The sequence below is a fragment of the Pseudoclavibacter sp. AY1F1 genome, assembly GCF_002931075.1.
Lineage (GTDB): Bacteria > Actinomycetota > Actinomycetes > Actinomycetales > Microbacteriaceae > Pseudoclavibacter.
The window spans coordinates 510,157-537,074 of record NZ_PSTQ01000001.1 but is presented as its reverse complement, the minus strand read 5'-3'; the positions used below and the strand labels follow the sequence as shown (position 1 = coordinate 537,074).

Annotated in this window: 27 protein-coding genes; 3 read left to right on the top strand and 24 right to left on the bottom strand. The window is 66.0% G+C overall.

What is annotated here, in order from left to right:
* Nucleotides 1-5: 5 nt before the first annotated feature.
* The gene (locus tag C5B85_RS02520) at nucleotides 6-827 is read right to left on the bottom strand and encodes an isoprenyl transferase (protein ID WP_104284470.1); all 822 of its coding nucleotides are present in this window, start codon (nucleotides 825-827) and stop codon (nucleotides 6-8) included.
* Nucleotides 824-1,633 carry a DNA repair protein RecO gene (gene recO, locus C5B85_RS02515; protein ID WP_104284469.1) on the bottom strand — a complete coding sequence of 270 codons (810 nt, stop codon included), beginning with the start codon at nucleotides 1,631-1,633 and terminating at the stop codon, nucleotides 824-826. The genes C5B85_RS02520 and recO overlap by 4 nt, the downstream gene beginning before the upstream one ends.
* 84 nt (nucleotides 1,634-1,717) lie before the next feature.
* Here recO and C5B85_RS02510 point away from each other — a divergent pair, with 84 nt between their 5' ends.
* Nucleotides 1,718-2,530: a trimeric intracellular cation channel family protein gene (locus C5B85_RS02510; protein WP_181064239.1), complete on the top strand. Its 813-nt coding sequence runs from the start codon at nucleotides 1,718-1,720 to the stop codon at nucleotides 2,528-2,530.
* Nucleotides 2,531-2,578: 48 nt separating this feature from the next.
* On the opposite strand, the gene leuA is transcribed toward C5B85_RS02510, so the two are convergent.
* From leuA to hrcA, 11 genes are all read right to left on the bottom strand, one after another.
* Nucleotides 2,579-4,351, bottom strand: a complete 1,773-nt coding sequence (gene leuA / locus C5B85_RS02505; RefSeq protein ID WP_104284467.1) for a 2-isopropylmalate synthase — start codon at nucleotides 4,349-4,351, stop codon at nucleotides 2,579-2,581.
* Between the two features lie 153 nt (nucleotides 4,352-4,504).
* Complete coding sequence (locus C5B85_RS02500) at nucleotides 4,505-5,161, bottom strand: response regulator transcription factor (protein ID WP_104284466.1); 657 nt, start codon at nucleotides 5,159-5,161, stop codon at nucleotides 4,505-4,507.
* The gene (locus C5B85_RS02495) at nucleotides 5,158-6,396 is read right to left on the bottom strand and encodes a sensor histidine kinase (RefSeq protein ID WP_104284465.1); all 1,239 of its coding nucleotides are present in this window, start codon (nucleotides 6,394-6,396) and stop codon (nucleotides 5,158-5,160) included. Before C5B85_RS02495 ends, C5B85_RS02500 begins: the two co-directional genes overlap by 4 nt.
* Nucleotides 6,397-6,505: 109 nt before the next feature.
* The gene (gene era, locus C5B85_RS02490) at nucleotides 6,506-7,396 is read right to left on the bottom strand and encodes a GTPase Era (RefSeq protein ID WP_104284464.1); all 891 of its coding nucleotides are present in this window, start codon (nucleotides 7,394-7,396) and stop codon (nucleotides 6,506-6,508) included.
* Nucleotides 7,393-8,667 carry a hemolysin family protein gene (locus C5B85_RS02485; protein ID WP_104284463.1) on the bottom strand — a complete coding sequence of 425 codons (1,275 nt, stop codon included), beginning with the start codon at nucleotides 8,665-8,667 and terminating at the stop codon, nucleotides 7,393-7,395. The genes era and C5B85_RS02485 overlap by 4 nt, the downstream gene beginning before the upstream one ends.
* Nucleotides 8,664-9,131, bottom strand: a complete 468-nt coding sequence (gene ybeY / locus C5B85_RS02480; protein WP_104284462.1) for an rRNA maturation RNase YbeY — start codon at nucleotides 9,129-9,131, stop codon at nucleotides 8,664-8,666. Before ybeY ends, C5B85_RS02485 begins: the two co-directional genes overlap by 4 nt.
* Nucleotides 9,128-10,177: a PhoH family protein gene (locus C5B85_RS02475; RefSeq protein WP_374953076.1), complete on the bottom strand. Its 1,050-nt coding sequence runs from the start codon at nucleotides 10,175-10,177 to the stop codon at nucleotides 9,128-9,130. The genes ybeY and C5B85_RS02475 overlap by 4 nt, the downstream gene beginning before the upstream one ends.
* Nucleotides 10,170-10,520 (bottom strand): histidine triad nucleotide-binding protein, encoded by a 351-nt coding sequence (locus tag C5B85_RS02470; RefSeq protein ID WP_104284460.1) that lies wholly within the window; start codon nucleotides 10,518-10,520, stop codon nucleotides 10,170-10,172. Before C5B85_RS02470 ends, C5B85_RS02475 begins: the two co-directional genes overlap by 8 nt.
* A 9-nt stretch (nucleotides 10,521-10,529) precedes the next feature.
* Nucleotides 10,530-11,300 (bottom strand): 16S rRNA (uracil(1498)-N(3))-methyltransferase, encoded by a 771-nt coding sequence (locus tag C5B85_RS02465; protein ID WP_104284459.1) that lies wholly within the window; start codon nucleotides 11,298-11,300, stop codon nucleotides 10,530-10,532.
* Between the two features lies 1 nt (nucleotide 11,301).
* Entirely contained in the window at nucleotides 11,302-12,387 is a 1,086-nt protein-coding gene (gene dnaJ, locus C5B85_RS02460) for a molecular chaperone DnaJ (RefSeq protein ID WP_104284458.1), read from the bottom strand.
* 88 nt (nucleotides 12,388-12,475) lie between these two features.
* Nucleotides 12,476-13,507, bottom strand: a complete 1,032-nt coding sequence (hrcA, locus tag C5B85_RS02455; protein WP_104284457.1) for a heat-inducible transcriptional repressor HrcA — start codon at nucleotides 13,505-13,507, stop codon at nucleotides 12,476-12,478.
* 153 nt (nucleotides 13,508-13,660) lie between these two features.
* Here hrcA and C5B85_RS02450 point away from each other — a divergent pair, with 153 nt between their 5' ends.
* Nucleotides 13,661-14,278, top strand: coding sequence for a DUF4870 domain-containing protein (locus C5B85_RS02450; RefSeq protein WP_104284456.1), 618 nt, complete (start codon nucleotides 13,661-13,663; stop codon nucleotides 14,276-14,278).
* A 33-nt stretch (nucleotides 14,279-14,311) separates the two neighbouring features.
* Here the strand turns inward: C5B85_RS02450 and hemW are convergent, their stop codons facing one another.
* Entirely contained in the window at nucleotides 14,312-15,508 is a 1,197-nt protein-coding gene (hemW, locus tag C5B85_RS02445; protein WP_104284455.1) for a radical SAM family heme chaperone HemW, read from the bottom strand.
* A gap of 155 nt (nucleotides 15,509-15,663) precedes the next feature.
* Here hemW and C5B85_RS02440 point away from each other — a divergent pair, with 155 nt between their 5' ends.
* The gene (locus tag C5B85_RS02440) at nucleotides 15,664-16,617 is read left to right on the top strand and encodes a TIGR01777 family oxidoreductase (RefSeq protein ID WP_104284454.1); all 954 of its coding nucleotides are present in this window, start codon (nucleotides 15,664-15,666) and stop codon (nucleotides 16,615-16,617) included.
* 13 nt (nucleotides 16,618-16,630) lie between these two features.
* On the opposite strand, the gene C5B85_RS02435 is transcribed toward C5B85_RS02440, so the two are convergent.
* From C5B85_RS02435 to C5B85_RS02390, 10 genes are all read right to left on the bottom strand, one after another.
* Nucleotides 16,631-17,092, bottom strand: a complete 462-nt coding sequence (locus C5B85_RS02435) for a hypothetical protein (RefSeq protein ID WP_258070545.1) — start codon at nucleotides 17,090-17,092, stop codon at nucleotides 16,631-16,633.
* Nucleotides 17,089-17,826, bottom strand: coding sequence for a 4-hydroxy-tetrahydrodipicolinate reductase (gene dapB / locus C5B85_RS02430; RefSeq protein WP_104284453.1), 738 nt, complete (start codon nucleotides 17,824-17,826; stop codon nucleotides 17,089-17,091). Before dapB ends, C5B85_RS02435 begins: the two co-directional genes overlap by 4 nt.
* 74 nt (nucleotides 17,827-17,900) lie before the next feature.
* On the bottom strand, nucleotides 17,901-18,500 hold the full coding sequence (locus C5B85_RS02425; RefSeq protein WP_104284452.1) for a histidine phosphatase family protein: 600 nt from the start codon (nucleotides 18,498-18,500) through the stop codon (nucleotides 17,901-17,903).
* A complete protein-coding gene (locus tag C5B85_RS02420; RefSeq protein ID WP_104284451.1) occupies nucleotides 18,500-19,849 on the bottom strand; it encodes a pitrilysin family protein in 1,350 nt (449 codons plus the stop codon). The genes C5B85_RS02425 and C5B85_RS02420 overlap by 1 nt, the downstream gene beginning before the upstream one ends.
* 140 nt (nucleotides 19,850-19,989) lie before the next feature.
* The gene (locus tag C5B85_RS02415) at nucleotides 19,990-22,248 is read right to left on the bottom strand and encodes a polyribonucleotide nucleotidyltransferase (protein ID WP_104284450.1); all 2,259 of its coding nucleotides are present in this window, start codon (nucleotides 22,246-22,248) and stop codon (nucleotides 19,990-19,992) included.
* Nucleotides 22,249-22,487: 239 nt separating this feature from the next.
* Nucleotides 22,488-23,570, bottom strand: coding sequence for a polyphosphate kinase 2 (ppk2, locus tag C5B85_RS02410; RefSeq protein WP_258070544.1), 1,083 nt, complete (start codon nucleotides 23,568-23,570; stop codon nucleotides 22,488-22,490).
* A gap of 115 nt (nucleotides 23,571-23,685) precedes the next feature.
* Nucleotides 23,686-23,955: a 30S ribosomal protein S15 gene (rpsO, locus tag C5B85_RS02405; protein WP_068480294.1), complete on the bottom strand. Its 270-nt coding sequence runs from the start codon at nucleotides 23,953-23,955 to the stop codon at nucleotides 23,686-23,688.
* A 109-nt stretch (nucleotides 23,956-24,064) separates the two neighbouring features.
* Nucleotides 24,065-24,439, bottom strand: a complete 375-nt coding sequence (locus tag C5B85_RS02400) for an FKBP-type peptidyl-prolyl cis-trans isomerase (protein WP_104284449.1) — start codon at nucleotides 24,437-24,439, stop codon at nucleotides 24,065-24,067.
* Nucleotides 24,440-24,442: 3 nt separating this feature from the next.
* Nucleotides 24,443-25,687 carry a PrsW family intramembrane metalloprotease gene (locus tag C5B85_RS02395; RefSeq protein WP_146077814.1) on the bottom strand — a complete coding sequence of 415 codons (1,245 nt, stop codon included), beginning with the start codon at nucleotides 25,685-25,687 and terminating at the stop codon, nucleotides 24,443-24,445.
* Nucleotides 25,684-26,865, bottom strand: a complete 1,182-nt coding sequence (locus C5B85_RS02390; RefSeq protein ID WP_104284447.1) for a PrsW family intramembrane metalloprotease — start codon at nucleotides 26,863-26,865, stop codon at nucleotides 25,684-25,686. The genes C5B85_RS02395 and C5B85_RS02390 overlap by 4 nt, the downstream gene beginning before the upstream one ends.
* Nucleotides 26,866-26,918 lie beyond the last annotated feature (53 nt).

Sequence of the window (26,918 nt, the reverse complement as noted above, 5' to 3'; positions counted from 1 at the left end):
ACGATCTACTCGACGCCGTCGGGGCGGGCGGAGTCTGGCCCCGTAGGCGAGTCCACCGCGCCGCCAAAGCGTCGGTCTCGTCCCGCGAAGCGCTCGATGGCTTCCCACAGGTCTGTGCGAGAGAAATCAGGCCACAGCGTGTCGAGGAAGCACATCTCCGCGTAGGCGGCCTGCCAGAGCAAGAAGTTGCTGGTGCGCTGTTCACCGCTCGAACGCACGAAGAGGTCGACGTCTGGCATCTCGGGGTCGTAGAGGTGCTTGGCGATGGTCTGCTCTGTGACGCGCTCAGGCCGCAGCCTGCCGGCGCGAACCTCTTCGGCGATGCTCTTCACGGCGTCCGCGATCTCGAGGCGTCCGCCGTAGTTGACGCACATCGTCAGCGTCATCCTCGTGTTGTCCTTCGTCAGACGCTCGGCCAGCTGAAGGTCCTTGATCACTGACTTCCACAGTCGCGGCTCGCGGCCCGCCCACCGGATGCGCACACCCCACTCGTTCAGCTGGTCTCGCTGCCGATGCAGCACATCCCGGTTGAATCCCATGAGGAAACGCACCTCTTCGGGTGAGCGCTTCCAGTTCTCCGTCGAGAATGCGTAAGCGCTGAGGTGCTTCACTCCGACCTGCAACGCACCGGCTACGACGTCGAGCAGGGCGGCCTCGCCAGCCCTGTGCCCCTCGATTCTCGGAAGACCCCGCTGGTTCGCCCACCTCCCATTGCCGTCCATGACGACGGCCACATGCGATGGCACCTCGGACGCTTCGAACTCCGGCGGGTACACGCCGGTCCAGTCGACCGGCTTGAACTCCTGCGCCTGCCTGCTGCGACTCATGCTTTCTCCTCACTGCCGGGCTCCGCGCCCTGAACGCTGACGGATGCGCTTGTGCTGGCCGGCTCCAACCTGCCAAGCAGGCGATCATGCTCGAGCACCTGCATCGATCGAAGCTTCTTGTCGAGGTACTGCTGGGAGTACGCCGAGACGATACCGCTTGCGCGTGCGCGCGGAGGAGCCTCGATGGCGTCCAACTTCTCCCAGTCGCCCGAGAGGAGGGCGCGCACCGCGTCGATGGTCGGCGTGTCGACCCTCATCACGCCAGCAGGCGTGCACCGCGCGCAGACCACTCCCCCGAGCTGCACGCTGAAACGCTCGTGCGGACCAGGAGCACCACACCTCGCGCAGTCGTCCAGGGCCGGTGCCCAGCCCGCCAACGAGAGCGAGCGGAGCAGGTATGAATCGAGGATGTCCTGCGGCACACGCGCGCCGAGGGTGAGCGCGCGGAGTGCTCCGATGACCAGCGTGTACTGCTGGGGTGAGGGCTCCGCCTCGGCGATGCGCTCGGCGGCCTCCACGATCACGGACGCGGCAGAGTAGCGGGAATAATCCTCGACGAGGTCTCGACCGTAGGCGGCGAGCGTCACTGCCTGAGTGACGGTGTCGAGGTTGCGGCCGGCGTAGCACTGCACGTCGACGACCATGAAGGGTTCGAGCCTGGCGCCGAACTTCGACGATGTCCGCCTGACCCCCCGAGCCACAGCCCGCACCTTGCCACGCTCCTTGCCGAGCAACGTCACGATACGGTCGGCTTCGCCAAGGCGCTGAGTGCGAAGGACAACCGCCTCGTCACGATAGGTGGGCATCCACCAAGTATGGCCCTCAGATCATCCAGAGCCGCGAACCACGCGTGACCCGGCGGATCACGGCGCTGTGCGAGCATGGGGACCATGGATTCGCCCGCCACGACGCTCCCCCTCTGGCTGGACCTCACCGCCATCGCGATCGGAGCGATCACGGCAGCCATGGTCGCCGAGCAGTTCCGAGACAAGAAGCTCGATTGGCTCGGTGTCGTGATCATCGGCATCACCGTAGGCCTCGGCGGCGGCATCATCCGCGACCTGCTCCTCGGCATCCGGCCTGTCAGCATGGAAACCGAGTGGTTCCTCTTCACCGCCGGGACCGCGGCGCTCGGCGGGATGCTCCTCCAGCGCCTGCTTCGCCGCATGGACGGCCTCGTCTCGGTGCTCGATGCCGCCGCGCTGGGCTTCTTTTGCGCTGTCGGCACCCTGAAGGCGATGAACTTCGAGCTCCCCATCCTGCCGACGCTGCTCGTCGGCACGGTGACGGCCGCAGGCGGTGGGGTCGTCCGCGACATGCTCCTTGGGATGCCGGTGGGGATCTTGTTCGTCGGCTCGCTCTACGCCATCGCAGCCACTGCGGGCAGCGCGGCGTTTGTGCTCGCCGACTACGCCGGGGTCTCGCAGATCATCGGCATCGCGATCTGCGTCGCAGTGACCTTCGCCGTGCGCATGGCCAGCGTCTGGTTCGGTCTCAGCCTTCCGGAGCAGATAGCCCTGCGGATGCCCCGCTTCCGACGATCGGCTCGCACTGGCAAGCAAGAGCGAGAGCAGCCCTTCACCGACCAGGAGATCCTGGAGGCGTCCGGCTTCCACGCCCTCGATACTCGACCGATCGCTGTGCTTGAAGAGAAGCGAGCGAACCGGGAGCAGAAGAGGGCGGGCGACCCGAAACCGGAGTGACCTCCGGTCGAGCGCCCGCCCCCTCCCTCGTGCGGTTCCTCTGCGCGCCTAGGCGACGGTCGTCAGCTGCGCTTCCAGCTCGGCCTCTGTCTGTCCGCGCAACGCACGGTTGACCCCGGAGACGATGGCCTTGAGCGATGCAGTCGAGATGTCGCTGTCGATTCCGACGCCCCACAGGCGAACGCCTGCGACGTCGAGTTCGATGTACGCCGCAGCTCGGGCGTCGCCGCCAACGGAGAGCGCGTGCTCCACGTAGTCCAGCAGCTCGACCTGGAGCCCCTGTTCCCCCAGCAGCTTCATGAAGGCGTCGAGTGGACCGTTGCCCTTCGAAGCGTGATCGGCGACGTCAGCCCCGTCGCGCAGCGAGACGCTGAGGTCGACGGCCCCGTCCAGCGCTGAGCTGGTCGCGGTGCGGAACAGCTCGAAGCGGCCCCACTTGTGCTGCTCGCTCGCGGCGGGCAGGTATTCGTCGTTGAAGATTCGCCAGATCGCGTCGGTCGAGACCTCGCCACCCTCGGAGTCCGTCTTGTTCTGCACGACGCCGGAGAACTCGATCTGCAGCCGGCGCGGGAGATCCAGGTTGTGGTGCTCCTTCAGCAGGTAGGCGACGCCACCCTTGCCGGACTGCGAGTTGACGCGGATGACCGCCTCGTAGCTGCGGCCGAGGTCACGGGGGTCCACAGGCAGGTATGGGACCTCCCAGGTCAGCTCGTCGACGGAGACGCCGAGTGCCTCGGCCTTCGCGGCCATAGCCTCGAAGCCCTTCTTGATGGCGTCCTGGTGCGAGCCGGAGAAGGCCGTGTAGACCAGGTCCCCGCCCCACGGGGCGCGCTCGCCGACGGGGAGCTGCGTGCAGTACTCCACGGTGCGGCGGATGCCGTCGATGTCTGAGAAGTCGATCTGCGGGTCGATGCCCTGCGTGAACATGTTGACGCCGAGCGTCACCAGGTCGACGTTGCCGGTGCGCTCGCCGTTGCCGAACAGGCACCCCTCGATGCGGTCTGCGCCGGCCAGGTAGCCGAGCTCGGCAGCCGCGACGCCGGTGCCGCGGTCGTTGTGCGGGTGCAGCGAGATCACGACGCTGTCGCGGCGCGTGAGGTTGCGGTGCATCCATTCGATGGAGTCTGCGTAGATGTTCGGCGTCGACATCTCGACGGTCGCGGGCAGGTTGATGATGACGGGCCGCTCAGGGGTCGCGTCGAAGCCTTCGATGACCTGGTTGCAGATATCGACCGCGAAGTCGAGCTCCGTGCCGGTGTAGCTCTCCGGCGAGTACTCGTAGAAGATCTCCGTGTCCGGCACGATGGCCTCTGCCTCACGGCACAGGCGCACTCCCTCGAGCGCGATGTCGATGATGCCCTGGCGGTCCTTGCGGAAGACGACCTCGCGCTGCAGGACGCTCGTCGAGTTGTAGAGGTGCACGATCGCCCGCTTCGCGCCCTTCAAAGACTCGAAGGTGCGTGTGATGAGGTGGCCGCGGGCCTGCGTCAGCACCTGGATCGTCACGTCTTCGGGGATGACGTTCTCTTCGATGAGCGAACGAACGAAGTCGAAGTCGGTCTGGCTGGCCGACGGGAATCCGACCTCGATCTCCTTGTACCCCATGCGGACAAGGAGATCGAAGAGCGCCCGCTTGCGCTCAGGTGACATTGGGTCGATGAGGGCCTGGTTGCCGTCGCGCAGGTCGACAGCACACCAGCGGGGTGCGCGCTCGATGCGCTTGGACGGCCAGGTGCGGTCGGGCAGTTCGACGGTGATCTGCTCGTGGTGCGGGATGTAGCGGTGCGCTGGCATCGACGACGGCTGCTGCATGTTCTTCATTTTTGGCTCCGAGATTGGCTTCGAGACGTGCTAAGCCGACAGCAGACTCCGCGGCGAGGTGGGCTTAGAGCGAAGCCTCGCCGCGGCAGCGAAGAAGGAGGGTGCCGAACAGCATTGACACAGCGTAGCACCGAGGCCAGCGTTCACTTGCGGTCAGTTCAGGCCGTGTTCGTAGGCGAAGACGACCAGTTGCACTCGGTCTCGCAGGCCGAGTTTCGCGAGCACGCGGGAGATGTGGGTCTTCACCGTCGCCTCACTCAGGAACTCTTGACGCGCGATCTCGCCGTTCGACAGGCCCCGGGAGGCGAGCGCGAACATCTCCCGCTCGCGTTCCGTGAGTGTCGTGTATCGCTCAGGGACCGCCCTCGTCGCTGGCACAGCCGCCGAGTATCTCCTGATGAGGTCCGCCGTCGCCTGGGCGGCGAAGACCTCCGCACCGGTAGCGACCGTCCGCACCGCTGCCAGGAGGAACTCCGGGTCGGCGTCCTTCAGGAGGAAGCCGCTGGCGCCAGCACCGACGGCCCTCGCCACGGCCTCGTCGAGATCGAAGGTCGTGAGCACGAGGATGCGCGTGGCAGAGCCGCTCGCGACGATCTGCTTCGTGGATTCGAGGCCGTCCTGCCCCGGCATGCGCACGTCCATGAGCATCACGTCTGGCTTCAGCGCTTTCGCCAACGAGACCGCCGCGACGCCGTCGCTGGCCTCCCCGATGAAGCGCATGTCTTCCTGGCTGTCGATGAGCATCCGGATTCCGCTGCGGAACAGCGGCTGGTCGTCGACGAGCGCGACGGTGATCTGACTGCTGGTCACAGTGCTTGCCTCTCGATTGTGCTGCGAGCGGGTTCGCCCTTGAGTTCTTCGGTCGTGGTCGGCTGCGCTGAGGCGAGCGGCAGCCAGGCGTGAACGCGGAACTGGTCGCCGAGTCTCTCTGCCTGCACGTTACCGCCAGCTATGCCGATGCGCTCGGCCATTCCGATGAGGCCGTGCCCGCTCTGACCTCGGGAACCCGCAGCCTCCGCGATGGCGTTCACGATTGTGACCTCGAAAACCTGGCCCCAACTGACCCGCACGACGACGTGCTGCGTCGCGTCACCGTGCTTTAGGACGTTCGTGAGTGACTCCTGCACGAGGCGGAACACCGCGCCCTGGGCCTGTGTCGTCAGCGCCCGAGGCTCGCCTTTCGTCTCGAGTTGCAGATCGAGTCCTGCCGCGCGCATTCGCGAGTAGAGCGCGGGCAGCTCCTCGAGACCCGGTTCAGGTCCGGCCTCCTGGCTGTGGCGCAGCTGCCCGAGGAGGCCACGCACGTCGACAAGCGCGCTGCGCGCCGTCGACGAGATCGTCACGAGCGCCGCTTCCGCCGTCTCTGGGCTGCTCTTCATGGCGTACCTGGCGCCGTCCGCCTGCGCGACTACGACGGCGAGCGAGTGCGCCACGACGTCGTGCATGTCCCGGGCGATCTGAGTTCGCTCCTGCTCAGCAGTCAGCTGCTCTTTGGCGCGGATGCGCTCGAGCTCGATGATCGCCGCGCGGTTCTTGACCTCCTGCGCCCGAAGGTGCATGCGGCGCAGCAGGCCGGCCAGCCAGGCGACAACACCCGCGCCAACGAACAGGAGCCAGATGAGCGCCGCCGCGACGAGGAACTCGTCCCTGCTGCCCTCGGTGTTGGAGGCGATCGCGTCCCAGGTAAAGCTGCTCGGGTTCCAGTGCGGGATGAGGGCGACGATGACCGTCGGCGCGACTACCCCGTAGAGCCCCGAGGTGACCAGGAGCGCCCGGCTTCCGTACGCGACAGCCGCGTAGATGCTCAGGTAGATCGCCACATCCTGCGGATGCGGTCCGAACGCGAAGATCGACTTCAGCAACGCCGCGAGAACGACGATGAGGAAGCTCGGCCACGGCGCGTAACGCCGAATGATGATGGCGACCGTGAAGAGTACCCAAGACGGCAGGAGCAGCCAGGTCAACGTCGTCTCATCGACGGCGTTGTAGTCGAGCGGCAGCCCGAGCGTGATCGCGAAGAGCAGGCCGAGGATGATGTCGGTCACCCACTGGAGCCAGGTCAGGCGATGCGTGTGGTCTCTCCAGAGATTCGCTACCGCAACAAGAAATGACCGTCGAGGCCGCACGTCTGCGGGAAGGTGGCCCCGGCCCAGATCAGAAGCCGAGACGACCGAGCTGCTTCGGGTCACGCTGCCACTCCTTCGCAACCTTCACTCGGATCGAGACGATGACTCGCCCCTCCGTGATCTGCGAGATCTCTCGCTGCGCCTGCTCGCGGATGCGCTTCAGCCGCTCTCCGCCCCGCCCGATGATGATGCCCTTCTGACTGTCACGCTCGACCACGATGTTGACGTAGAGCTCGCGGGTCACGCCGTCATCCCGGGTCACCACTTCCTCGACGGTGACGGCGATCGAGTGTGGCAGCTCGTCGTGGACTCCCTCGAGGGCGGCCTCGCGCACAAGCTCAGCCGCACGCTGCTCGAACGATTCCTCGGTCTTCATGTCGCTCGGGTAGAGCTGCTCCGACTCAGGCAGGAGCGCCAGGATGATGCCGGTCAACGTGTCGAGCTGGATGTCCTCCGCGGCCGAGACGGGGATGATGTCGTCCCACTCGCGGAGCCCCTGCACGTCGACGAGGCGGGATGCGAGCACGTCGCGGCTCACGGTCTCCGCCTTCGTCACAATAGCGATCTTGCGTGCCTTTGGCGCCTCTTCGAGCTGCTCATTGATGAAGCGGTCACCTGGGCCGACAGGCTCGTTCGCTGGCACACAGAAGCCGATGACGTCGACCTCTGCGAGCGTCGCGTGCACAACGTCGTTCAGACGCTCGCCGAGCAGCGTGCGAGGGCGGTGCATGCCAGGCGTGTCGACGATGATGATCTGCCCGTCCTCGCGGTGGACGATGCCTCGCACGGCCCGGCGGGTTGTCTGCGGCTTGTCGGAGATGATGGCGATCTTCTCGCCGACCAGCGCATTTGTCAGAGTCGACTTGCCCACGTTCGGGCGACCAACGAAGGTCACGAATCCTGCTCGGTAGTTCGTCATGCTTCGATTCCTGACTCTTGAAGTGGTTCCAGGCGACGCGCCAGGACGGTGAGGATGCGCTTGCGGGGACCGACTCGCTCCGCGACGAGTTCGATGCCGTCGACGACCGCCCGGTCCCCGCGCTCGGGGATCTTCGACAGCGATTTCGCAAGCAGGCCGCCCACGGAGTCGACGTCATCGAACTCGAGCTCGATGTCGAACAGGTCGCCGAGTTCGCCGGTCGCTAGGCGAGACGAGACCCGGTACCTTCCGTCGAGCAGCTTTCGCGGCTCGTCATTCGGTCGATCGTACTCGTCGCTGATCTCGCCGACGAGCTCCTCAATGAGATCCTCGAGTGTCACGAGGCCAGCGATGCCGCCGTACTCATCGACAACCATCGCGAGGTGTGTCGCGGACGCCTGCATGCGTCGCAGCAGCAGGTCGGCTCGGAGCGACTCCGGCACGAAATCCGCGGGTCGCGCCAGCTCGACTGCTGGCTTGGGCTCATTCGAGTCATGCAGCGAGTGGCGGACGAGGTCCTTGAGGTAGAGCACCCCGAGGATGTCGTCGCTGTCGCGGCCCACCACGGGAGCTCGCGAGATCCCGGTCTCGAGGAACTGCTCGAGCGCCTCGCGGACGCCCTCGTCACCGTCGACGGTGACCATATCGGTCCGGGCGACCATGACCTCTCGCACGAGCCGGTCGGAGAACTCGAACACTGAATGGATCAGCTCGCGGTCACCGTGCTCGAGGACCTTGAGCTCAGTGGCCTCGTCGACCATGTTGAGGAGCTCCTCCTCGCTCGACACGGAGCCAAGGCGCTGCGGACGCCCCGGCGTCACGCGGTCTCCGAGCACAACAAGCAGGTCCGCGACCGGACCGATGACGAGCCTGACGGCACGCGCGATCGGCGCCGCGAAGCTCATGACCTGCTGAGGGTGAGCACGAGCGACGCTTCGTGGGCTCGTCCCCGCGATGATGAACGAGACCAGGATCATGATGACCACCGACACCAGGAACGCCTGCCACTTGACGTCGAACAGGTCGGTCAGGATGAGCGTGACCAGGACCGCTGACATGCTCTCGAAGAGCACGCGCGCGAAGTTCAGCGCGTTGCTGTGAGCCCCAGGATCGGCGGCGATGGCTTCTATCGAGCGCCTCGCGCGGCTGTCGAGCGCTATCTGCTCGAGCTCCGGCCGGGAAAGACGCGCGATGACCGCTTCCGTCGCGGCAAGCAACCCGCTCATAGCCACCATCAGGACGATGGCGGCAACAAGCAGAGCCGCTGTCATCTGGAGCGCTTCCTCTCCTGAAGGTGGAAGCCAACGAGGATGTCGCGTTGGAGACCGAACATCTGCTTCTCCTCTTCTGGCTCAGCGTGGTCGAAGCCGAGAAGGTGCAGGACGCCGTGCGTCGTGAGGAGCAGCAGTTCGTCCATCATGGAATGACCCGCCGCCTTGGCTTGGTCGGTTGCCACCTGAGGGCAGAGCACGATGTCGCCGAGCAGCCCGGGAGGGGTCTGCCGGTCGACGTTTCCTGGCCTGAGCTCGTCCATCGGGAAGCTCAGCACGTCTGTCGGGCCGGGCTCCCCCATCCACTGCACGTGCAGCTCTTCCATGGGGCCCACCTCGACGAGCACGATCGCGAGCTCAGACTCGGCGTGCACGTGCAGCTGGTCGAGCGCGTACGCAGCTACCCGCTGCAGGGCGCCCTCGTCGACCTCGTAGCTCGCCTCGTTATTGACCTCGATGCTCATCGGCTTGCGTTCCTGTCCCGGCGGCCGTGATCGTCCGCCTGCTTCTTCTGGTCGTACTCGGTATAGGCGTCCACGATGCGCGCCACAAGTGTGTGCCTGACGACGTCGTCGCTGGTCAGGTGAGAGAAGTGGACCTCTTCGATGCCGCCGAGCACGTGGGTGACGAGCTTCAGGCCTGAAGCGCCCATCGGCAGGTCGAGCTGCGTGATGTCGCCCGTCACGACCATCTTCGAGCCGAAGCCGAGCCTGGTGAGGAACATCTTCATCTGCTCGGGTGTCGTGTTCTGCGCTTCGTCGAGCACCACAAACGCGTCGTTGAGCGTCCGCCCGCGCATGTATGCAAGCGGTGCGACCTCGATGGTGCCGCTCGCCATGAGCTTGACGACCACCTCAGGGTCGAGCATCTCGTTGAGCGCATCGAACAGGGGGCGGAGGTACGGGTCGATCTTGTCGTTGAGCGTTCCCGGCAGGTAGCCGAGCCGCTCGCCCGCCTCGACCGCGGGGCGGGTCAGGATGATTCGCGTGACTTCCCGGCGTTGCAGGGCCTGCACGGCCTTCGCCATCGCGAGGTAGGTCTTGCCAGTTCCAGCCGGACCGATGCCGAAGACGATCGTGTTGTCGTCGATCGCGTCCACGTACTGCTTCTGGCCGAGCGTCTTCGGACGGATCTTCTTGCCGCGGGACTGCACGATCGCCTGCCCGAGCACATCGGTCGGGGTCTCCTCGCCACGGTCGATGAGGCGCTGCGAGCGCTCGATCTGATCGGGCTCGAGGTCGACGCCACTCCGAGCCATGGCCGTGATCTCGCGGAGGAGCGCTTCGGCGGCCTCGACGTCACTGCGCTGCCCACTGAAAGTGATCTCGTTCCCGCGCGCCAGGATGCGGACCCGTGGGTGCTCTTGCTCCACGGACTTCAGCAGTCGGTCGCCTGGGCCGAGGAGGCGCACCATGGCGACGCCCTCGACTGTTGTGGTCTGCTCGACGAAGTCGCCCTCGGCACCCGAGTGCTCGGTCCCGCTTGGCGATGAACTGTCTTGACTAGGCAAGGGATCCTTCCGTGAGTCCTCCGCCGAGGACGTGAGCGTGTACGTGGAAGACGGTCTGGCCAGCAGCCGCCCCCGAGTTGAAGATGAGGCGGAACTCGCTGTCGGTGTGCTGGTCAGCGAGCCCCTGCGCGACCGCGATGACCTCGGCAAGAAGCGCCGGATCCCCGGCCGCTAGCTGCGCCACGTTCACGTACTCCTGGGTCTTGGGAACAACAAGGAGGTGCACGGGTGCCTTAGGGCTGATGTCCTTGAACGCGATGACCCTGTCCGACTCGAACACGATGTCGGCTGGGATCTCGCGGTTGATGATGCGCGTGAAGATGGATGGCTCTGAACTCGACATGCATCCAGCCTACGACTCGGCACCGTCGCGGAACCGCGAGTCCCACGAGCCGCTGAGCGCCAGGATCGCGGCGATGGCCGCGGGCGCCGCGCTCGAGGTCCTCAGGACGGAGGCACCGAGATGCACGCGCCTCGCTCCTACCGCCTCGAACTGGGCGAACTCGCTGCCGTCGATGCCGCCTTCCGGACCCACGACCAGCGTCAGCCCGCCGTGGTTGGGTGCCAGACCAGCACCGAGCGCTTCGCGCAGCGAGGTGTCCCCAACGGGGTCGAGCACCAGCATCGGGCCGTTCGCGGCCAGCCTCGCGACCTGCGCGGTCGAGTGCAGTTGAGCAACCTCAGGCACCCACGGCGACAGGCTCTGCTTGCTCGCCTCCCTCGCCACCGACGCCCAGCGCTCCCGGCCCTTGTCGGCCTTCTGGTCCCACCGGCTGACGCTTCGCTTCGCCTGCCACGGTACGAAGGCCGACGCACCGAGCTCGGTCGCAACCTGCACGGCGAGGTCGTCGCGTCCGCCCTTGGCAAGAGCCTGCACCACGGTGACCCTCGGCTCGGGCTCCGGCAGGCGCCTGGCGCCGAGCACGCTCACGACGGCACGATCGCGTTCGAGAGCAAGCAGCTCGCCGTCGACGACATAGCCGCGGCCGTTGCCGAGCTGCACCCGCTCCCCGACGCGCATGCGCGCGACCCCCATGTGCTTGGCCTCCCCGCCGCGGACCTCGGTGACGTCACCGACTCGAAGCGCCTCGTCGAGGTCTTCAGCGAGGTACAGCCACGCCATTTCAGCGGCCGAATCGGTCGCGGAGCTTGGAGAACATCCCCTGCTTCTCTCGCGCGAGGCGCGGAGCTTCGTGACGATGACGTGCAGCGAACTCCTCGATCAGCTTGCGCGACTTGCCGTCGAGCTTGGCGGGAGTCACGACCTGCACGGCGATGTCGAGGTCGCCGCGGTGCGTCGAGCGCAGTCTGGTGATGCCGCGGCCTCGCACCGTGAGCACCTCGCCGGACTGGACGCCGGCCGGGATCTGCAGGTCGACGTCGCCATCAAGTGCGCCGACAGTCGTCGAGGTCCCGAGGATCGCGTCAGCCATCGACACCTCGATGATGCACTGCAGGTCGTCCCCATCGCGCGAGAAGACCTCGTGAGGTCGAACCCGGATCTCGAGGTACAGGTCGCCATTGGCGCCCCCAGCCGGACCTGCTTCGCCACGACCTGGCAGGTGGATGCGCAGGCCCGAGTCGACGCCAGACGGGATGTCGACGGGGATGCTCACGTTGGAGCGGACACGCCCCTGACCGTGGCAAGTGTCGCAGGGGTGCTCGATGACCGTGCCGTAGCCGCGGCACTGCGCACACGGCTGGTTCGTGACGACCATGCCGAGGATCGATCGGACCTGGCGCTGCACCGAACCGGCGCCGCCGCAGGCCGAGCACGTCGTTGGCGATGTGCCCGGCGCGCAGCACGTGCCCTGGCAGTTGTCGCAGGCGATGGCCGTCGTGACCTCGAGGTCCCGGTGAGTGCCGAACATGACCTCGTCGAGGTCCAGCTCGACTCGCACGAGCGCATCCTGGCCGCGCTCGGCGCGCGACCGAGGCCCACGAGACCCCTGCTGGCCGAAGAACGTCTCGAAGATGTCGCCGAAGCCGCCGAACGACTGCCCGTCGGGTCCTCCCTGGTCGTACTGTCTGCGGCGCTCGGGGTCGATGAGCGTGTCGTAGGCATGCGTGACGGACTTGAAGCGCTCCGCCGCGTCCTCGGACGGGTTGACGTCCGGGTGCAGCTGGCGCGCCAGCTTGCGGTAGGCCTTCTTGATCTCGTCCTGGGAAGCCTCGCGGCTCACGCCGAGCACGTCGTAGTGGTCTGCCAAGAGTGGCGACTCCTTCTTTGCATCTGTGAATTTCGCGCCTGAGTTTCCAGGCGCCGGGTGCATCCGCCGGCGAGCCGGACGGTGTCGGTCAGTCGTCCAGGTGTCTGTCGTCGAGGACGCGCGACAGGTAACTCGCAACGACCCGGACGGCCTGGATATTCCGCGGGTAGTCCATTCTCGTCGGCCCGACCACGCCGAGGCGCGCATCGCTGCCGGAGCTCCGATAACCGCTCGTGAGGATCGCGGTCTCGCCGAGCCCAAGGTCAACGTTCTCCTGGCCGATGCTCACGGAGTACGCCTCCGGGCTCGAGTGGAGTTCGTCGAGCAGACGAAGCAGCACGACCTGCTCCTCGATGGCTTCGAGCACCGGCAGGATGCTCGAGGGGAAGTCGCGCTCCGTTCGAGCCAGGTTCGCGGTACCGGCCATGACCAGGCGTTCCTGTCGGTGCGCGAGGACAAGCTCGAGGAGGTTTGCCACGACGGGGGCGAAGAGCTCGGCGTCCTGCTCCCCCATGAGACCGCTCACGTCCCGCAGCTCGGCCGATGCCTGAGCCACGGTCCTGCCGACGATTCGTCCCGCCAATCGATCCCGAAGCACCTGGAGCTGCTCGACGCTGACCTCGGCGCCAAGGTGGCCGATCCGCTGTTCGACGCGGCCGGAGTCGGTGATGAGCACGGTGAGGACGCGCCTGCTCGAGAGCAGCACGAACTCAACGTGCTGGATAGAGGCATTCGCAAGCGACGGGTACTGCGCGATAGCCACCGAGTTCGTGAGCTGAGCGAGCAGGCGCACTGAGCGTCCGAGCACCTCGTCGACATCTTCGCTGCCCTCGATGAAGGTCTCGATCGCCCGGCGCTGCGCACCGGACAGTGGTCGAATCTCAGCGAGCCGGTCGACGAAGAGCCGGTACCCCTTATCGGTTGGGATTCGCCCCGAGGAGGTGTGGGGAGCGACGATGAGCTCTGCATCCTCGAGCTGCGCCATGTCGTTGCGGATGGTCGCGGCTGAGACGCCGAAATCATGACGGTCTGCGATCGACTTCGAACCCACGGGCTCGCGACTCGTCACATAGTCGGTGACGATCACTCGGAGCACCTGCATGCTTCTGTCTGAAACCACGATGCTCCTCCCTCTTCGACCACCGGGAGGCCTGTTGGCACTCCGAACCTGAGACTGCCAATCCTACCGCGTTCGGGCCCCCGCACCAGCGGAATGCCAGCCCCTCCCCGACCAAGCGGACTAGCCTGAAGCGAAATCGTCGAGAGGAATCCCGTGTCAGACCCCTTCGCGCCGACTCCGCAGTCCGAGCCCCAGGACCCGAATCAGCAGCAGCCGTACAGCCAACCGGGTCAGTACGGACAGCAAGCGCCGTTCGGACAGCAGCCGCCATACGCACAGCAGGCACCGTACAGCCAGCAGGCGCAGTACGGGCAGCAGGCGCAGTACGGGCAGCAGGCGCAGTACGGGCAGCAGGCGCAGTACGGGCAGCAGCAACAGGGACAGTACCCAGGCGCTCAAGCTCCGGCCCCTGGCGAGCCACCGCTCACCGCGGATGGAGACCGACTCGTCGCGACCTTCGACCACCTGCTCAACATCGTCGCGCCCGCGGTTGGACCCCTCGTTCTCTGGCTCATCACGAGGAAGCGGGGCCCGCTCGCCGACAGCGAAGGACGTGAGGCGCTCAACTTCGGCATCACGGCCGCGATCGTGTACGTCGGGATCGGCGTGATCTCGCTGCTCTCACTGTTCGGCGGCCCGTTGGCGCTGCTCGTCTCGATGCTGTACCCCCTGCTCTGGGTCGGCATCGTCGTCTACGCGATCCTCGGAGCGATCCAGGCGAACCAGGGACGTCCGTATCGCTATCCGGTCACGTTCCGCTTCGTGACCTGACACCGCCCGAGGACCGCTCTCGGTGCAGACGGATCAGACCGCGATCCGCCTGACGATCGCGTCAGCCATGAGGCGTCCTCGCAGCGTCGGGACGAGCCTGCCCCTGAGCGCCGCTCGACCATCCACCAACGACTCGGCGATGAGTTCCGCCACGACACTCGAGTCATCGAGTTCGGAGATGGCGAGCCCCTCTCGGAGCCGTGAGCCGAGCATGATCCGCTCGAACCGCTTCGTGTCCTCGTCCAGCACCTCGCGGCCCATCGCCGGAGTCTCGCCAGCCGCGAGCCTGGCCGCGTATGCGCTCGGATGCTTGGCGTTCCACCAGCGAACTCCACCGACGTGGCTGTGCGCGCCCGGCCCGAAGCCCCACCAGTCGGCGTCACGCCAATAGGACAGGTTGTGGCGAGATGGATGCTCGCCTCGGAGCGACCAGTTGCTGACCTCGTACCACTCGAACCCGGCCGAGGACAGACGCTCCTCGGCCATCTCGTACATGTCTGCCTGGAGATCGTCGTCGACAGCCGGGACCTCCCCTCGGCGAATCTGCCTGGCGAGCTTGGTGCCGTCTTCGATGATGAGCGCGTAGGCGCTGATGTGCAGCGGCTCCTGCGCAAGCGCCATATCGAGCGAGCGGCTCCAGTCCGCAAGCGACTCCCCCGGCGTGCCGTAGATGAGATCGAGGCTCGGCTCGAGTCCGACCCGCTTGGCGGCTGCGACGACGATCGGGATGCGTGCCGGGTCGTGCGTCCGCTCGAGAACCGCGAGCACGTGGGGAACCGCAGACTGCATGCCGAAGCTGACCCGGGTCACCCCCGCCTCTCTGAGCTCCGCGAGTTCTCGCTCGCCGACGGAGTCGGGATTCGCCTCGACAGTCACCTCGGCGTCAGGCGCGAGACCCCAGCGTCTCCGGACGCCCTCGAGCATCGCCGCGAGGTCGCTGACAGGAAGGAGCGTGGGCGTTCCTCCACCGAAGAACACCGTGGAGACAGGGCGGGGCGAGCCACTCAGGACCCGCTCGGCGATCTCCATCTCCTTCTCGACCTCGCCTGCGTAGCTCGAGCGGGAGACCCCGCCGAGCTCCTCAGCTGTGTACGTATTGAAGTCGCAGTATCCGCACCGAACTCGGCAGAACGGCACGTGGATGTAGACGCCGAAGTCGCGCGACTGAGCGCCTACCAGAGCCTGCTCGGGGAGCTCGCCACTCGGGGGCACGGGTTCGCCGAGCGGCATCGCGCTAGGCGCCAAGATGGCCGTTCGGCTGGGCCCAGCTCGGGGCTCGAGTCACGTGATGCACCCGCACAGCCTAGGCGCAATCGGACGTCAGGTGAGCCGAGGACGGCCGGGCGTTGCGCTCCCGCCCAACTGGGAGGACTAGCGTCAGACTCATGAGCACCAAGGCGACCTCCCCAAAACACGTACTCGTCTCCGGAGCATCCGGCATGATCGGCCGCAGCCTCATCGACGAGCTTCACGCACACGGTCATCGCGTCACGAGGCTCGTTCGACGCGAGCCGAAGGATCGCAGCGAATTCAGATGGAACCCCGCGCAGCGCACTCTCGACGCGAAGGTACTCGACGGGGTCGACGCGGTTGTCAACCTCTCGGGGTCACCGCTGAGCAAGCTGCCGTGGACCTACAACGTGAAAAAGGAGATCCTGCGTTCCAGGGTGAACGCGACACTCACGATCACTGGAGCCATGGCGGCCTCGGCGAACCCGCCTGCCGTGCTCATCAACGGCTCGGCCTCCGGTGCATACGGCGATCGACCCGGACAGGTTCTCGACGAGGACTCCGCGCTCCCAGAGACCGATGAATTCTTGCCACGCGTCGTCGACCGGTGGGAGCGGGCGGCGCAGACCGCACCGGACGGGACCCGCGTTGTGCTTGCGCGCACGGGGCTGGTCCTCGGTCGCGGTGGAGTGCTGACCGTCCTCAAGACACTCGCGAGCGTTGGTTTGCTCTCTCAGCTCGGCGACGGCACGCAGCGCTGGCCCTGGGTCAGCCTGCGAGACGAGGTCCGGGCACTCCGGCACCTGCTCGAATCCGACGACGCGGAGGGCGCCTACAACCTCGTCGGCCCGACTCCCGCCACGGCAGACGAGATCCAGCAGCAGCTGGCGACCGAGCTCGGTCGTCCCTACAAGCTGAAGGCACCATCCACCCTCATCGACCTCACTCTGCAGAAGGCGGGACGAGAGCTGTTCCTCGCCGACCAGGAGATCCGGCCCAAGCGCCTCCTCGAGGCCGGGTTCTCGTTCAAGGACCGCACGGCGGGCCACGCCGTGGAACTCGCCCTGAAGTCGCCCGAGTTCGTGCCGGAGCCCGGCGCAGGCGTCTGAGCCGGAAGGCCCGCTACGCCCGCTCGGGGGAAGCCTTCTCGAGGCGGATTCCCTCACGGAGCGCTGCCCGCGCTCGCTTGCGATCACCCGAGGCCGAGTAGGCGAGGCCAAGGCGCATCCAGACGCGCCAGTCGTCTGGTGCCGCCTCTGCTTCAGCCTTCCACCGAGGGAAGTCCTCGTCGGCGGCTTCCCGGACAACACGCCCGCTTGGCCGCTTCGGGAGATCATCCTCCGGAAGATCCCCAGCTTTCGCGAGGCGCTTCAGGAGTCGCTCCGTCTGCAGTCCGAACAGCAGCTCCCGCGCGACGAAGACAACCGCGAGAATCGGGAAGACGATGAGAGCGGCACCCATCACCTTCGCGACGATATCCCCGGCGAACAAGGAGACCGCCATTCCCGCGACGAAGACGACATAGAGCAGGAGGAGGACGGTGACCGCCGCCACTCCGAGCTTCGTCGCCAGGTTGCTTTTCACGCGCGACCGAGCAGATCGCTGAGGCCGAGCACGCCATCGAGGCCGACCGTCGTGCCGTTCGACGAAGTCGCGTGTGCGATAGCCAACCTGATTCCCTGCACGTAAGCCTCCTGGGAGATCGTCTCGTGCCGGATGGTCAGCACCTCCCCCGCACCGCCGAAGAAGACCTGCTGGTCGGCGACGACGCCCCGCAGCCGCATGCTGTGAATCGGCACACCAGCGACAAGCTGCCCTCTGGCCTCCTGCTCGGAGTTGGGAGCGGACAGCGGATGCTCGCGCGCTTGGGCTATCCGCTCGGCCGTGCGGACCGCCGTGCCGGAAGGGGAGTCGACCTTCTTGTCATGGTGAGCTTCGAGGATCTCGATTGAATCGAAGAACCGGCCGGCAACGCTGGCCAGGGCCGTTCCGAGCACGGAGCCGAGCGAGAAGTTCGGGACGAACACAAGTGCTCGGTCAGCTGGCACGAGTCCGGAGACACGCTCGATGCGCTGCTCGTCCCATCCGCTTGTGCCGACGACGACGTCGAGGCCGTGTTCGAGGGCAAAAGGCACGGCTGCCTCGGACGCTTCTATTCGCGATACATCCACGAGCACGTCGGCGCCGAGCATCTCTTCGAGCGACGACGAGCTGGTCAGTCCTGCATGCAGGACCAGGCCCTCCGTCGAGTCGAGGATGCGCTCAAGAAGGGTTCCCATGCGACCGGATGCGCCAAGCACGGCGACCTTAGTTTCCATGCAGACAAGCGTACGGCCAACCACCGACGCTCAAGGCGAGCTCGTCGCGGTGCGGACGCCGCACAGTTCGGCACTCAGACCGCGACTGACGTGCTGACTCCCGTGCGCAGCTCGGGAGTGAGGTGCGACTGGTCGTTGAAGAGCAACAGCTCCGCCGGCTTCCTCGTGCGCACACGCACGACGGTGAGCCCCGTGTTCACGGAGTTGAGGCCGAGCCACCTCCACTCCGGCGCCTCCACGACGCGCCGCACGAACTCGCCGATCACGAAGTTGTGGGTCACCAGAAGCGTGTGCCGGTCCTCCCGGCTCTTGCTGAAGAACGTGTCGTAGGCATCACTCATCTGTGCCATGCCTGCCTCGACAACCTCATCGCCGATGCCACCGAAGAAACCGTCGTAGATCGACGGCGCGCCGTCCTGACCCGTAGGAATGCAGTCGAACAGCAACGTCGATTCCAGCGCGGCCGGCCCACTCGTGTACTGATCGATGACGGCGCTCGTCTCGACGGCACGATCAAGAGGCGACGTATAGCTCTCGCTGAGCGGAACAGCGGCGAGACGGCGCCCGATCAGATGAGCCTGCGCCCGACCTCGCTCGGAGAGCGGGCCGTCGTTGATGCCGTGCTCCGCGTTCTCCTGCTCGCCGTGTCTCACGAGGTAGAGGTAGTGCGACATCAGCGGCGCTCCAGTTCGGTCCTTGCTTCAGATGAGAGCTTACCGACAGCCGAGGCGACGAGCTCGCCGCTGAACATGTCGGCCGCGACAGTCTGCACCTCGTCGAGGGTCACAGCGTCGACGCGAGACAGTGCGGCCTCCAGGTCGTAGAAGCGGCCCGTGTGGATCTCGGCGCGGCCGAGGCGCGACATCCGCGTGTCCGCGTCCTCGACGGCTAACGCGGATCCCCCGGCGCTTGCGCTCTTCGCGTCAGCGAGTTCCGTGGCGGTCACTCCGTCCTGCACGAGCTTCTCCGCCTCCTGGCGGAGCACCCGGACCGTCTCGAGGACGTTGTCCGGAGCGCATCCGGCGTACATCCCGGTCACACCAAGATCAGAGTGGCTTCCACCGAAGGAGTACACGGAATAGGCAAGCCCTCGCTTCTCGCGGATCTCCTGGAACAGACGAGACGACATGCCCCCGCCGAAGATCCGGTGCATGAGGCCGAAGGCCTCCCTGCGTGGGTCGAGCTGCGTGATGCCCTGCCCGCCGATCACCAGCGCCAACTGCTCGAGGGGCCGGTCGGTGGCAGAAAGAGGGCCCGTCGGTACGGCCGATCCGGCCTGCAGCGTCGTCTGCCGGCGGGAGACCGGGACTGCCTTGGCATCGAGATCCCATCCCCCGGCGCGCAGGTTGCGCTCAAGCTGCTCACGGACCTCGTCGTGCTTGACCGCTCCGGCGATCGTCACGACAAGCTCCTCTGGACGGTAGTGATGCCTGTAAGAGCTCCAGACGGCGTCGCGGTCTGCTGCCCTAATCGAGGCAGGGGTTCCCCCGATGGGCCTTGCGAGCGGATGCGTGCCGAGGAGCGTCTCGTAGAAGCGCTCCCACACGACGTCGTTCGGGTCGTCGTCGGCCATCGCGAGTTCCTCGATGATGACACCGCGCTCGATCTCGAACTCCGCGGCGTCGATCATGCTCGAGGTAATCATGTCGCTCAGCACTTCGACCGCCATCGGCAGGTCGGCGTCCCGGACCTTGGCATGGTAGAGCGTGTGCTCCTTGGCGGTCTGCGCGTTCACCTCGCCGCCGACGCGCTCGAATGCTGCGGACACCTCGAAGGCCGTGCGGGAAGGCGTTCCCTTGAAGAGCAGGTGCTCCAGGAAGTGCGTTGACCCGTACTCGTGGGGAAGCTCGTCGCGTGAGCCGACGGGCACCCACAGCCCGATGCTCGTGCTCGCCGCGCCGACCACTTCCTCGGTCAGCAGGCGCACTCCGCTTGGCAGCACGGATCGGCGGAAGAGACCGCCGTTCGACACACGTGCTTCGATCTCGGGAAGGTCTAAAGGCAGTTCAATGGCATCGCGCATAACCAGTCAAGCCTAGAGCGTGTTGGCGGTGCAGGCGTCAGCGACGTGGCAACTCCCAGCGTCGCGCGGCCTCCGGCACGAAACAGAACTGGCCCCGTGCGTGAAACGCACGGGGCCAGCCTGCTGGTGAAGGAGTTGAACTACTCGGCGCTTGCCTCGAGAGCGACGCCCTCTTCGGCTGCGGCTTCCTCGATCACGGGAGCGAGCGACAGCTTGCCGCGGTCGTCCACCTTCGTGATCTCGACGAGGATCTTCTGTCCGACACCGAGTACGTCTTCGACGTTCTCGACGCGCTTGCCACCGGCGAGCTTGCGAACCTCGGAGATGTGCAGCAGGCCGTCCTTGCCCGGGAGCAGGGAGACGAACGCACCGAACGACGCGATCTTGACGACCGTACCGAGGTACTGTTCGCCGACCTCGGGGTTCGTCGGGTTGGCGATCGCGTTGACGGCCGCGCGAGCGGCTTCAGCGGATGGGCCATCAACTGCACCGATGTACACGGTGCCGTCGTCCTCGATCGAGATGTCGGCGCCGGTGTCGTCCTGGATCTGGTTGATGACCTTGCCCTTTGGCCCGATCACCTCGCCGATCTTGTCAATCGGCACGCGGACCGAGATGATGCGCGGAGCCGTGGCTGCGAGCTCGTCCGGCGTGTCAATGACCGCGTTGATCGCCTTGTCGAGGATCTGGATGCGAGCATCGCGAGCCTGCGTTAGTGCGCCATCGAGGACCGAGGTCGGGATGCCGTCGAGCTTCGTGTCGAGCTGGATAGCCGTGACGAACTCAGCGGTACCGGCGACCTTGAAGTCCATGTCGCCCAGGGCGTCTTCCGCACCGAGGATGTCGGTGAGTGCCGCGTAGCGCGTCTCGCCATCGATCTCGTCGGAGACGAGGCCCATGGCGATTCCCGCGACGGGTGCACGCAGCGGAACACCGGCGTTGAGGAGCGAGAGCGTGGACGCGCAGACGGAACCCATCGACGTCGAGCCATTTGAGCTGAGAGCCTCAGACACCTGGCGGATCGCGTAGGGGAACTCCTCGCGGCTCGGCAGAACCGGGACGATAGCGCGCTCGGCGAGGAAGCCGTGCCCGATCTCGCGACGCTTCGGCGAGCCGACGCGTCCGGTCTCACCCGTCGAGTACGGCGGGAAGTTGTAGTGGTGCAGGTAGCGCTTCGACGTGATCGGCGAGAGCGAGTCGATCTGCTGCTCGAGCTTGAGCATGTTCAACGTGGTGACGCCGAGGATCTGCGTCTCGCCGCGCTGGAAGATCGCCGAGCCGTGCACGCGTGGCACGACGTCGACCTCAGCATCGAGCTGGCGGATGTCGGCGACGCCTCGTCCGTCCATGCGCTTGCCCTCGCGGAGGATGCGCCCGCGGACGACATCCTTCGTCACGGACTTGTACGCAGCCGAGACCTGACCTGCTACGGAAGCGTCAAGCTCGCCGCTCTCGATCTTGCCGGCGATCTGCTCCTTGACGGTCGCCTTGAGGGCGTCGTCGGCGTCCTGTCGCTCGATCTTGCCGGCGATCTGGTAGACGTCGACAAGGCCGTCGTGCGCGAGCGCGGTGACGGCGTCGAGCGCCTCCTGCGTGTACGGCAGGAAGACGGGGTACTCGACGACAGGCTTCGCGGCCTGGTCTGCGAGCTCCTGCTGTGCCTTCACGAGCTGCGTGAGGAACGGCTTCGCGGCCTCGAGGCCCTGCGCGACAACCGCTTCGTCCGGCTTCTGAGCGCCTGCCTGGATGAGGCCCCACGCGTGCTCGGTGGCCTCAGCCTCGACCATCATGATGGCGATGTCTTCGGTTCCATCAGACTTCGTGACGAGACGGCCTGCGACGGTGAGGTCGAAGACCGCGTCAGCGAGCTGCTCGAACTTGGGGAACGCAACCCACTGGCCGTCGATGAGCGCGAGGCGCACACCGGCGATCGGGCCGGAGAACGGCACACCGCTGAGCTGCGACGAGAGCGAGGCCGCGTTGATTGCGAGCGCGTCGTAGAACTCGCCAGGAGCGATGGAAAGCACCGTGACGACGACCTGGACCTCGTTGCGCAGGCCCTTGACGAAGGACGGGCGCAGGGGGCGGTCGATGAGGCGGCAAACGAGGATGGCCTCGGTCGACGGGCGGCCCTCACGACGGAAGAAGGATCCGGGGATCTTTCCTGCGGCGTAGCTGCGCTCTTCGACGTCGATCGTCAGCGGGAAGAAGTCGAAGTTTTCCTTCGGGTTCTTCGAGATGCTCGTGGCGGAGAGCAGCATGGTCTCGTCGTCGAGGTAGGCGACGGCAGAGCCCTGCGCCTGCTGGGCGAGACGCCCTGCTTCGAAACGGATCTTGCGCTGGCCGTGCTTGCCGTTGTCGAGAACGACTTCAGAGAACTTGATTTCGGGACCTTCCAAGAGGTCTCCTCCTTATGCGTGTGCACGCGAAGGGAAAGCGCGACCGGGTCATCCCGGGCTGATCGTCAGTAGAAGACCTCTGTCTTGTTCGCGCTTCAACACGAAGCCACGACAGGAACCCACCACCGAGGACCAGCTACTCGCCGCCCCGCGTATCTTGAGTGATTGCGACATCGACTCTACCAGCGGAGTGTGACGAGCAGCTGGAACCCGTTCGGCGATTGCCGAACGGGGTGTTCCTACTTCTTCCGTGACGCGCGAGGGAGCTCTTTCACGAGCGGGAACTCGCCGGTCGGCTTCTCCCCCTCGTCGTAGAGCTTGCTCGGCGACCCGACGATCTTCTTGTCGGCGGCGTGCGCGACGCTCTCGTCCTTGGACGGGTAGTCGAACTGGGAGAGCACGTAGCGCATGGCCTCGAGCCTGGCTCGCTTCTTGTCGTTGGATTTGACGACGGTCCAGGGAGATTCAGCGGTGTCCGTGTAGAAGAACATTGCCTCCTTGGCCTCGCTGTACTCGTCCCACTTGTCCAGCGAGGCGAGGTCGGTCGGGCTGAGCTTCCACTGGCGCACTGGATCATCGCGCCGAGCCGCGAAGCGCGCGAGCTGCTCGGCACGTCCGACGGAGAACCAGAACTTGATGATGGTGGTCCCCGAGTTCACGAGCATCCGCTCGAATTCCGGGGCAGAGCGCGTGAACTCGAGGTATTCCGTCGGGGTGCAGTACCCCATGACCCGCTCGACGCCCGCGCGGTTGTACCAGGAGCGGTCAAGCAGCACGATCTCTCCGCCGGATGGGAGATGCTCGACGTAGCGCTGGAAGTACCACTGCGTCTGCTCCTTCTCCGTTGGCTTCTCCAGCGCAACAGTGCGCGCACCACGAGGGTTCAGGTGCTCCATGAAGCGCTTGATGGCCCCGCCCTTGCCAGCGGCGTCCCGCCCTTCGAAGATGATGACGACCTTCTGCCCCGTCTCCTTGACCCAGGTCTGGAGCTTCAGCAGCTCGATCTGCAGCGCACGCTTCTGCTTCTCATACTCTTTGCGCGGCAGCTTCGTGTCATAGGGGTAGCCGTGGCGCCAGGCCTCGCCAAGCGGATCTTCATCTCGCAGCTCGGCGAGCTCGTCGACCTCCGGAGTCATATCCGGGATACCCGCCCGATTGAGACGGTAAGCCGTCTGGGCGCTTGGCGCAGGCTTTCGACCACGCGACGTCGCACCTGAGACCGACTTGCCAGTCTCGATGGGAGCATCGTCGCTCTCAGTCGCGGCCTTCGCGTGTCCCTTGATGTCTGTCTGCTGCTTCGCTGGAGTTCGAGGGGCTGCCATGCCAACAGCCTAGCGGCGGCGGCCCGTCACGAGAGGAACTTCTGGGCGCAGATCGCTCCGCTCAGCGCGCGAAAAGAGCCCCTGCCGTTTGGCAGGGGCTCTTCCCAGAAAGTGCTTAGCGGCGGAGGCCGAGTCGCTCGATGAGCGAACGGTAACGCGCGATGTCGACGTCGGCGAGGTAGCCGAGCAGACGACGACGCTGACCCACAAGCAGGAGGAGACCACGACGCGAGTGGTGGTCGTGCTTGTGCTCCTTGAGGTGCTCGGTGAGCTCCTTGATTCGCGTGGTGAGGATGGCAACCTGAACTTCAGGGGAGCCAGTGTCACCCGGGTGCGTTGCGTACTCTTCGATGATGGCCTTCTTGCCCTCAGCGCTTAGTGCCATTGACAGACCCCCTTCTCTTTCGTTGCGCGGCGCTCGGCACACAATGTGCGAGCTCTCTTCATCCGCGGCCGTTTCACGGCAACCGAAAGAGCATAGCAGGTTTCAGGCGTCAGCTCACACCGAGCAGGTCGATGATGAAGACGAGCGTCTTGCCGGAAAGCGGGTGTCCCCCGCCAGCTGCGCCGTAGGCGAGATGAGGGGGAAGGACAAGCTTGCGGCGTCCGCCGACCTGCATGCCCGGGATGCCTTCCTGCCAGCCGCGAACGAGCGCCTTCAATGGGAAGTTGACCGATTCGCCACGGTTCCAGGAGGAGTCGAACTCCTCGCCGGACTCGAACTCCACGCCGAGGTAGTGCACGTCGACGGTCGAGGACGTCTCCGCGACTGCCCCGTCGCCCACGATGATGTCTTCAATTACCAGCTCTGCTGGTGCGTCCCCACCCGGGAAGTCGACTTCTGGCTTTGTGCGATCTGTGTGTGTCATGTCCTACATCCAAGCGCCGGAGCCTGGACGAGTCCCGGATGACGCGCCGTGCGGCTGCGCCTGGGCCTGGATGAGCTCGGCCCGCAGCTCGCCGAGGTTTCTGAGCAGGAGCCGCTCGTCCAGCAGCTTGCTCGTCCGGTTCGGGTCGAGCACGACCTGGTGGCGAACACTGGCGAGACGAGTCGACTCTGTGATGAAGTCGCGCATGGCCTTGTCGGCGCGTTTGCCGGACCGCCGAGCCCACGCTCGTGCACTCGAGCGCCCGCGCATCGTCGACAGCATCCTAATCTCGGCCGGCGAGTACCACCCGACCGCCGCGTACTCGGACAGCCTCTCGATGATGATGCGAGCGTCTTGCCTCCGCAGCAGGAAGATCGTCACGATCCAAGCTATGAAGATGGGCACCATCACGAGTGCGAAGAACCCGATGAGGCCGAGGATGCCGGCCGATTCCTGCACAAGCCCGGAGCCGACGTTCCAGAGCGCATGGAGTCCCATGGCGGGAATCAGCCCGATGGCGAACCCTCCGAGCGCGGAACCCCATCCTCCACGACGCGCGCCGATGCCCATTCCGATTCCCGTGAGCGAGACGCACATCGGGTGAAGAAGTGGCAGGGCGATACCGCGGATGAAGTACTGCGCCACGAATCCGCCGACACCCGCCTCCTGCCACATCGACGAGAAGTACAGGATGTTCTCCGTGAACGCGAAACCTGCGCCGAGCAGCGCCCCGTAGACGAGGCCGTCGGTCGGGCCGTTGAAGTGGCGACGAGCGACCGCGTAGATCACGATGAGGCCGAGACCCTTCCAGATCTCCTCCCCCACGGGCGCCTCGACGGATGGCCCCCACCAGGCGGGGAGCGCGCCAGGCAGGAGGAACTCCCGCAGGAAGCCGGTGAGGAGCGCGCCGCCGACCGCGATCCCACCACCCCAGAACACTGCTCCGATGAGCAGGATGCGCGGCTCCGGTTCCCAGCGGTCGATGAGCCAGACAACCATCCACACGACGAAAAGCGGGACGAGGGCCGCGAGCACGCTGCCGAGCAGTACGACGTCGCTGCTGCCGAGGTACGCGAGGAACAGGACCACCGCGATGATGAGCGCGGCGAGGCACATGACCACGATCGTGGTGATGCGCATCGCGAGCTCGCCGCGCGTGGGCGCCTGTGGGATCGCGAACTGCGGGTCGATCTGACGCTGAGCTCCCGGCACGGCCCATTGGCCCCGAGGCTGCTGCGGGGCGCTCACGAGGTCGCCGCCTTAGCGCCGCCAGCGCCGAATCTCGCGAGCTGCGAACGATGCTCCTTGACTCGATCGAGCATCCGCTTCTCCACGACCCGACGATTCGGGTCCCGCTTGTTCACCCTGGCGTGTTCGCGGGCGAACGCGAGACGGGACGCGTCCTGAACGAAGCCGCGCATCGCCCGATCGGCTTCCGGGCTCACGGACTTCGCCCACGCGAATGCCTGCTCGCGTGCGCTCCAGTCTCCGATCATGGCGACCTCCGACGTCGTGAACCAGCCCGCGTCCGCGTACTCGCCGAGCCGGTCCACGATGATCAGACGGTCGCGGTCGTGCAGCTTGACGAGGAACCAGGCGAGCAGCAGGAAGATCGGGAGCTGGACGACCAGGTAGAAGATGAGCCAGCCGAACTGGTTGCTCGGGTCGACGCCGAGCAGGGGCAAGATCAGGAGGCTGCCACCGTTCCAGAATGCGTGCGCGAGGATCGCTACGACGAGACCGCCGAGGCCCATCAGAATCGGCCGAAGCCACCCGCCTCGACGCGCTCCCCAGCCGATCGCCATGCCGGTGATCCCCGTGAAGAGTGCGTGGGCGAACGGCGAGAGGATGCCGCGCACGATGAACGTCGAAGCGAAGCCAGCGGCCGAGTCAGCGGCCTGGGAGAAATAGATGATGTTCTCGGTGAAGGCGAAGCCAGCGCCGATGACCGCTGCGTAGCTGAACCCGTCAAGGGGGCTGTCGAAGTGGCGCCGAGCGAAGATGAGGATCAGGAACAGCCCGACGGCCTTGATCGCCTCCTCGGAGATGGGCGCCTGGATGAGCACGGAGAACTTGCTGACGTCGCCCTCGGTCGAGAGGTAGGACCTCGCCACGTCGAGCATCATGCCGCCGGTCACGAGCGTCCCGACGACTGACGCACCCGCACCCCAGAACAAGCCGAAGGCGAGCAGGATGCGCGGCTCTGGCTCCCAGCGATCAAGCCACCAGACTGCGCCGAGCACCAGCCCGAGCGGGACGAGTGCGGGGATTGCCATCGTGAGCGCGGCGAAGCGCAGCTCGCTGAACAGCCAGGCCACGACACCGACCGAGAGGAGGACGGCGAAGCCGAGCAGGAGGAGCCACGTCAGCCTGCCCCGAGTCAGCCTTCGACGCCTCTTCGGCGCGACTGACGTGGCACTGCTCATCTATGGTCCTCCGTGGATTGGGGTGAGCGTCCGGTTCGGGAGTTGCCGGACTC

What these genes read in the sequence shown, in the direction of transcription:
- C5B85_RS02520 (WP_104284470.1), bottom strand. Translation starts at nt 827, where the DNA reads ATGAGTCGCAGCAGGCAGGCGCAGGAGTTCAAGCCGGTCGACTGGACC.
- recO (WP_104284469.1), bottom strand. Translation starts at nt 1,633, where the DNA reads ATGCCCACCTATCGTGACGAGGCGGTTGTCCTTCGCACTCAGCGCCTT.
- C5B85_RS02510 (WP_181064239.1), top strand. Translation starts at nt 1,718, where the DNA reads ATGGATTCGCCCGCCACGACGCTCCCCCTCTGGCTGGACCTCACCGCC.
- leuA (WP_104284467.1), bottom strand. Translation starts at nt 4,351, where the DNA reads ATGAAGAACATGCAGCAGCCGTCGTCGATGCCAGCGCACCGCTACATC.
- era (WP_104284464.1), bottom strand. Translation starts at nt 7,396, where the DNA reads ATGACGAACTACCGAGCAGGATTCGTGACCTTCGTTGGTCGCCCGAAC.
- C5B85_RS02485 (WP_104284463.1), bottom strand. Translation starts at nt 8,667, where the DNA reads ATGACAGCGGCTCTGCTTGTTGCCGCCATCGTCCTGATGGTGGCTATG.
- ybeY (WP_104284462.1), bottom strand. Translation starts at nt 9,131, where the DNA reads ATGAGCATCGAGGTCAATAACGAGGCGAGCTACGAGGTCGACGAGGGC.
- C5B85_RS02470 (WP_104284460.1), bottom strand. Translation starts at nt 10,520, where the DNA reads ATGTCGAGTTCAGAGCCATCCATCTTCACGCGCATCATCAACCGCGAG.
- C5B85_RS02465 (WP_104284459.1), bottom strand. Translation starts at nt 11,300, where the DNA reads ATGGCGTGGCTGTACCTCGCTGAAGACCTCGACGAGGCGCTTCGAGTC.
- hemW (WP_104284455.1), bottom strand. Translation starts at nt 15,508, where the DNA reads ATGCCGCTCGGCGAACCCGTGCCCCCGAGTGGCGAGCTCCCCGAGCAG.
- C5B85_RS02440 (WP_104284454.1), top strand. Translation starts at nt 15,664, where the DNA reads ATGAGCACCAAGGCGACCTCCCCAAAACACGTACTCGTCTCCGGAGCA.
- dapB (WP_104284453.1), bottom strand. Translation starts at nt 17,826, where the DNA reads ATGGAAACTAAGGTCGCCGTGCTTGGCGCATCCGGTCGCATGGGAACC.
- C5B85_RS02425 (WP_104284452.1), bottom strand. Translation starts at nt 18,500, where the DNA reads ATGTCGCACTACCTCTACCTCGTGAGACACGGCGAGCAGGAGAACGCG.
- C5B85_RS02420 (WP_104284451.1), bottom strand. Translation starts at nt 19,849, where the DNA reads ATGCGCGATGCCATTGAACTGCCTTTAGACCTTCCCGAGATCGAAGCA.
- ppk2 (WP_258070544.1), bottom strand. Translation starts at nt 23,570, where the DNA reads ATGGCAGCCCCTCGAACTCCAGCGAAGCAGCAGACAGACATCAAGGGA.
- rpsO (WP_068480294.1), bottom strand. Translation starts at nt 23,955, where the DNA reads ATGGCACTAAGCGCTGAGGGCAAGAAGGCCATCATCGAAGAGTACGCA.
- C5B85_RS02400 (WP_104284449.1), bottom strand. Translation starts at nt 24,439, where the DNA reads ATGACACACACAGATCGCACAAAGCCAGAAGTCGACTTCCCGGGTGGG.
- C5B85_RS02390 (WP_104284447.1), bottom strand. Translation starts at nt 26,865, where the DNA reads ATGAGCAGTGCCACGTCAGTCGCGCCGAAGAGGCGTCGAAGGCTGACT.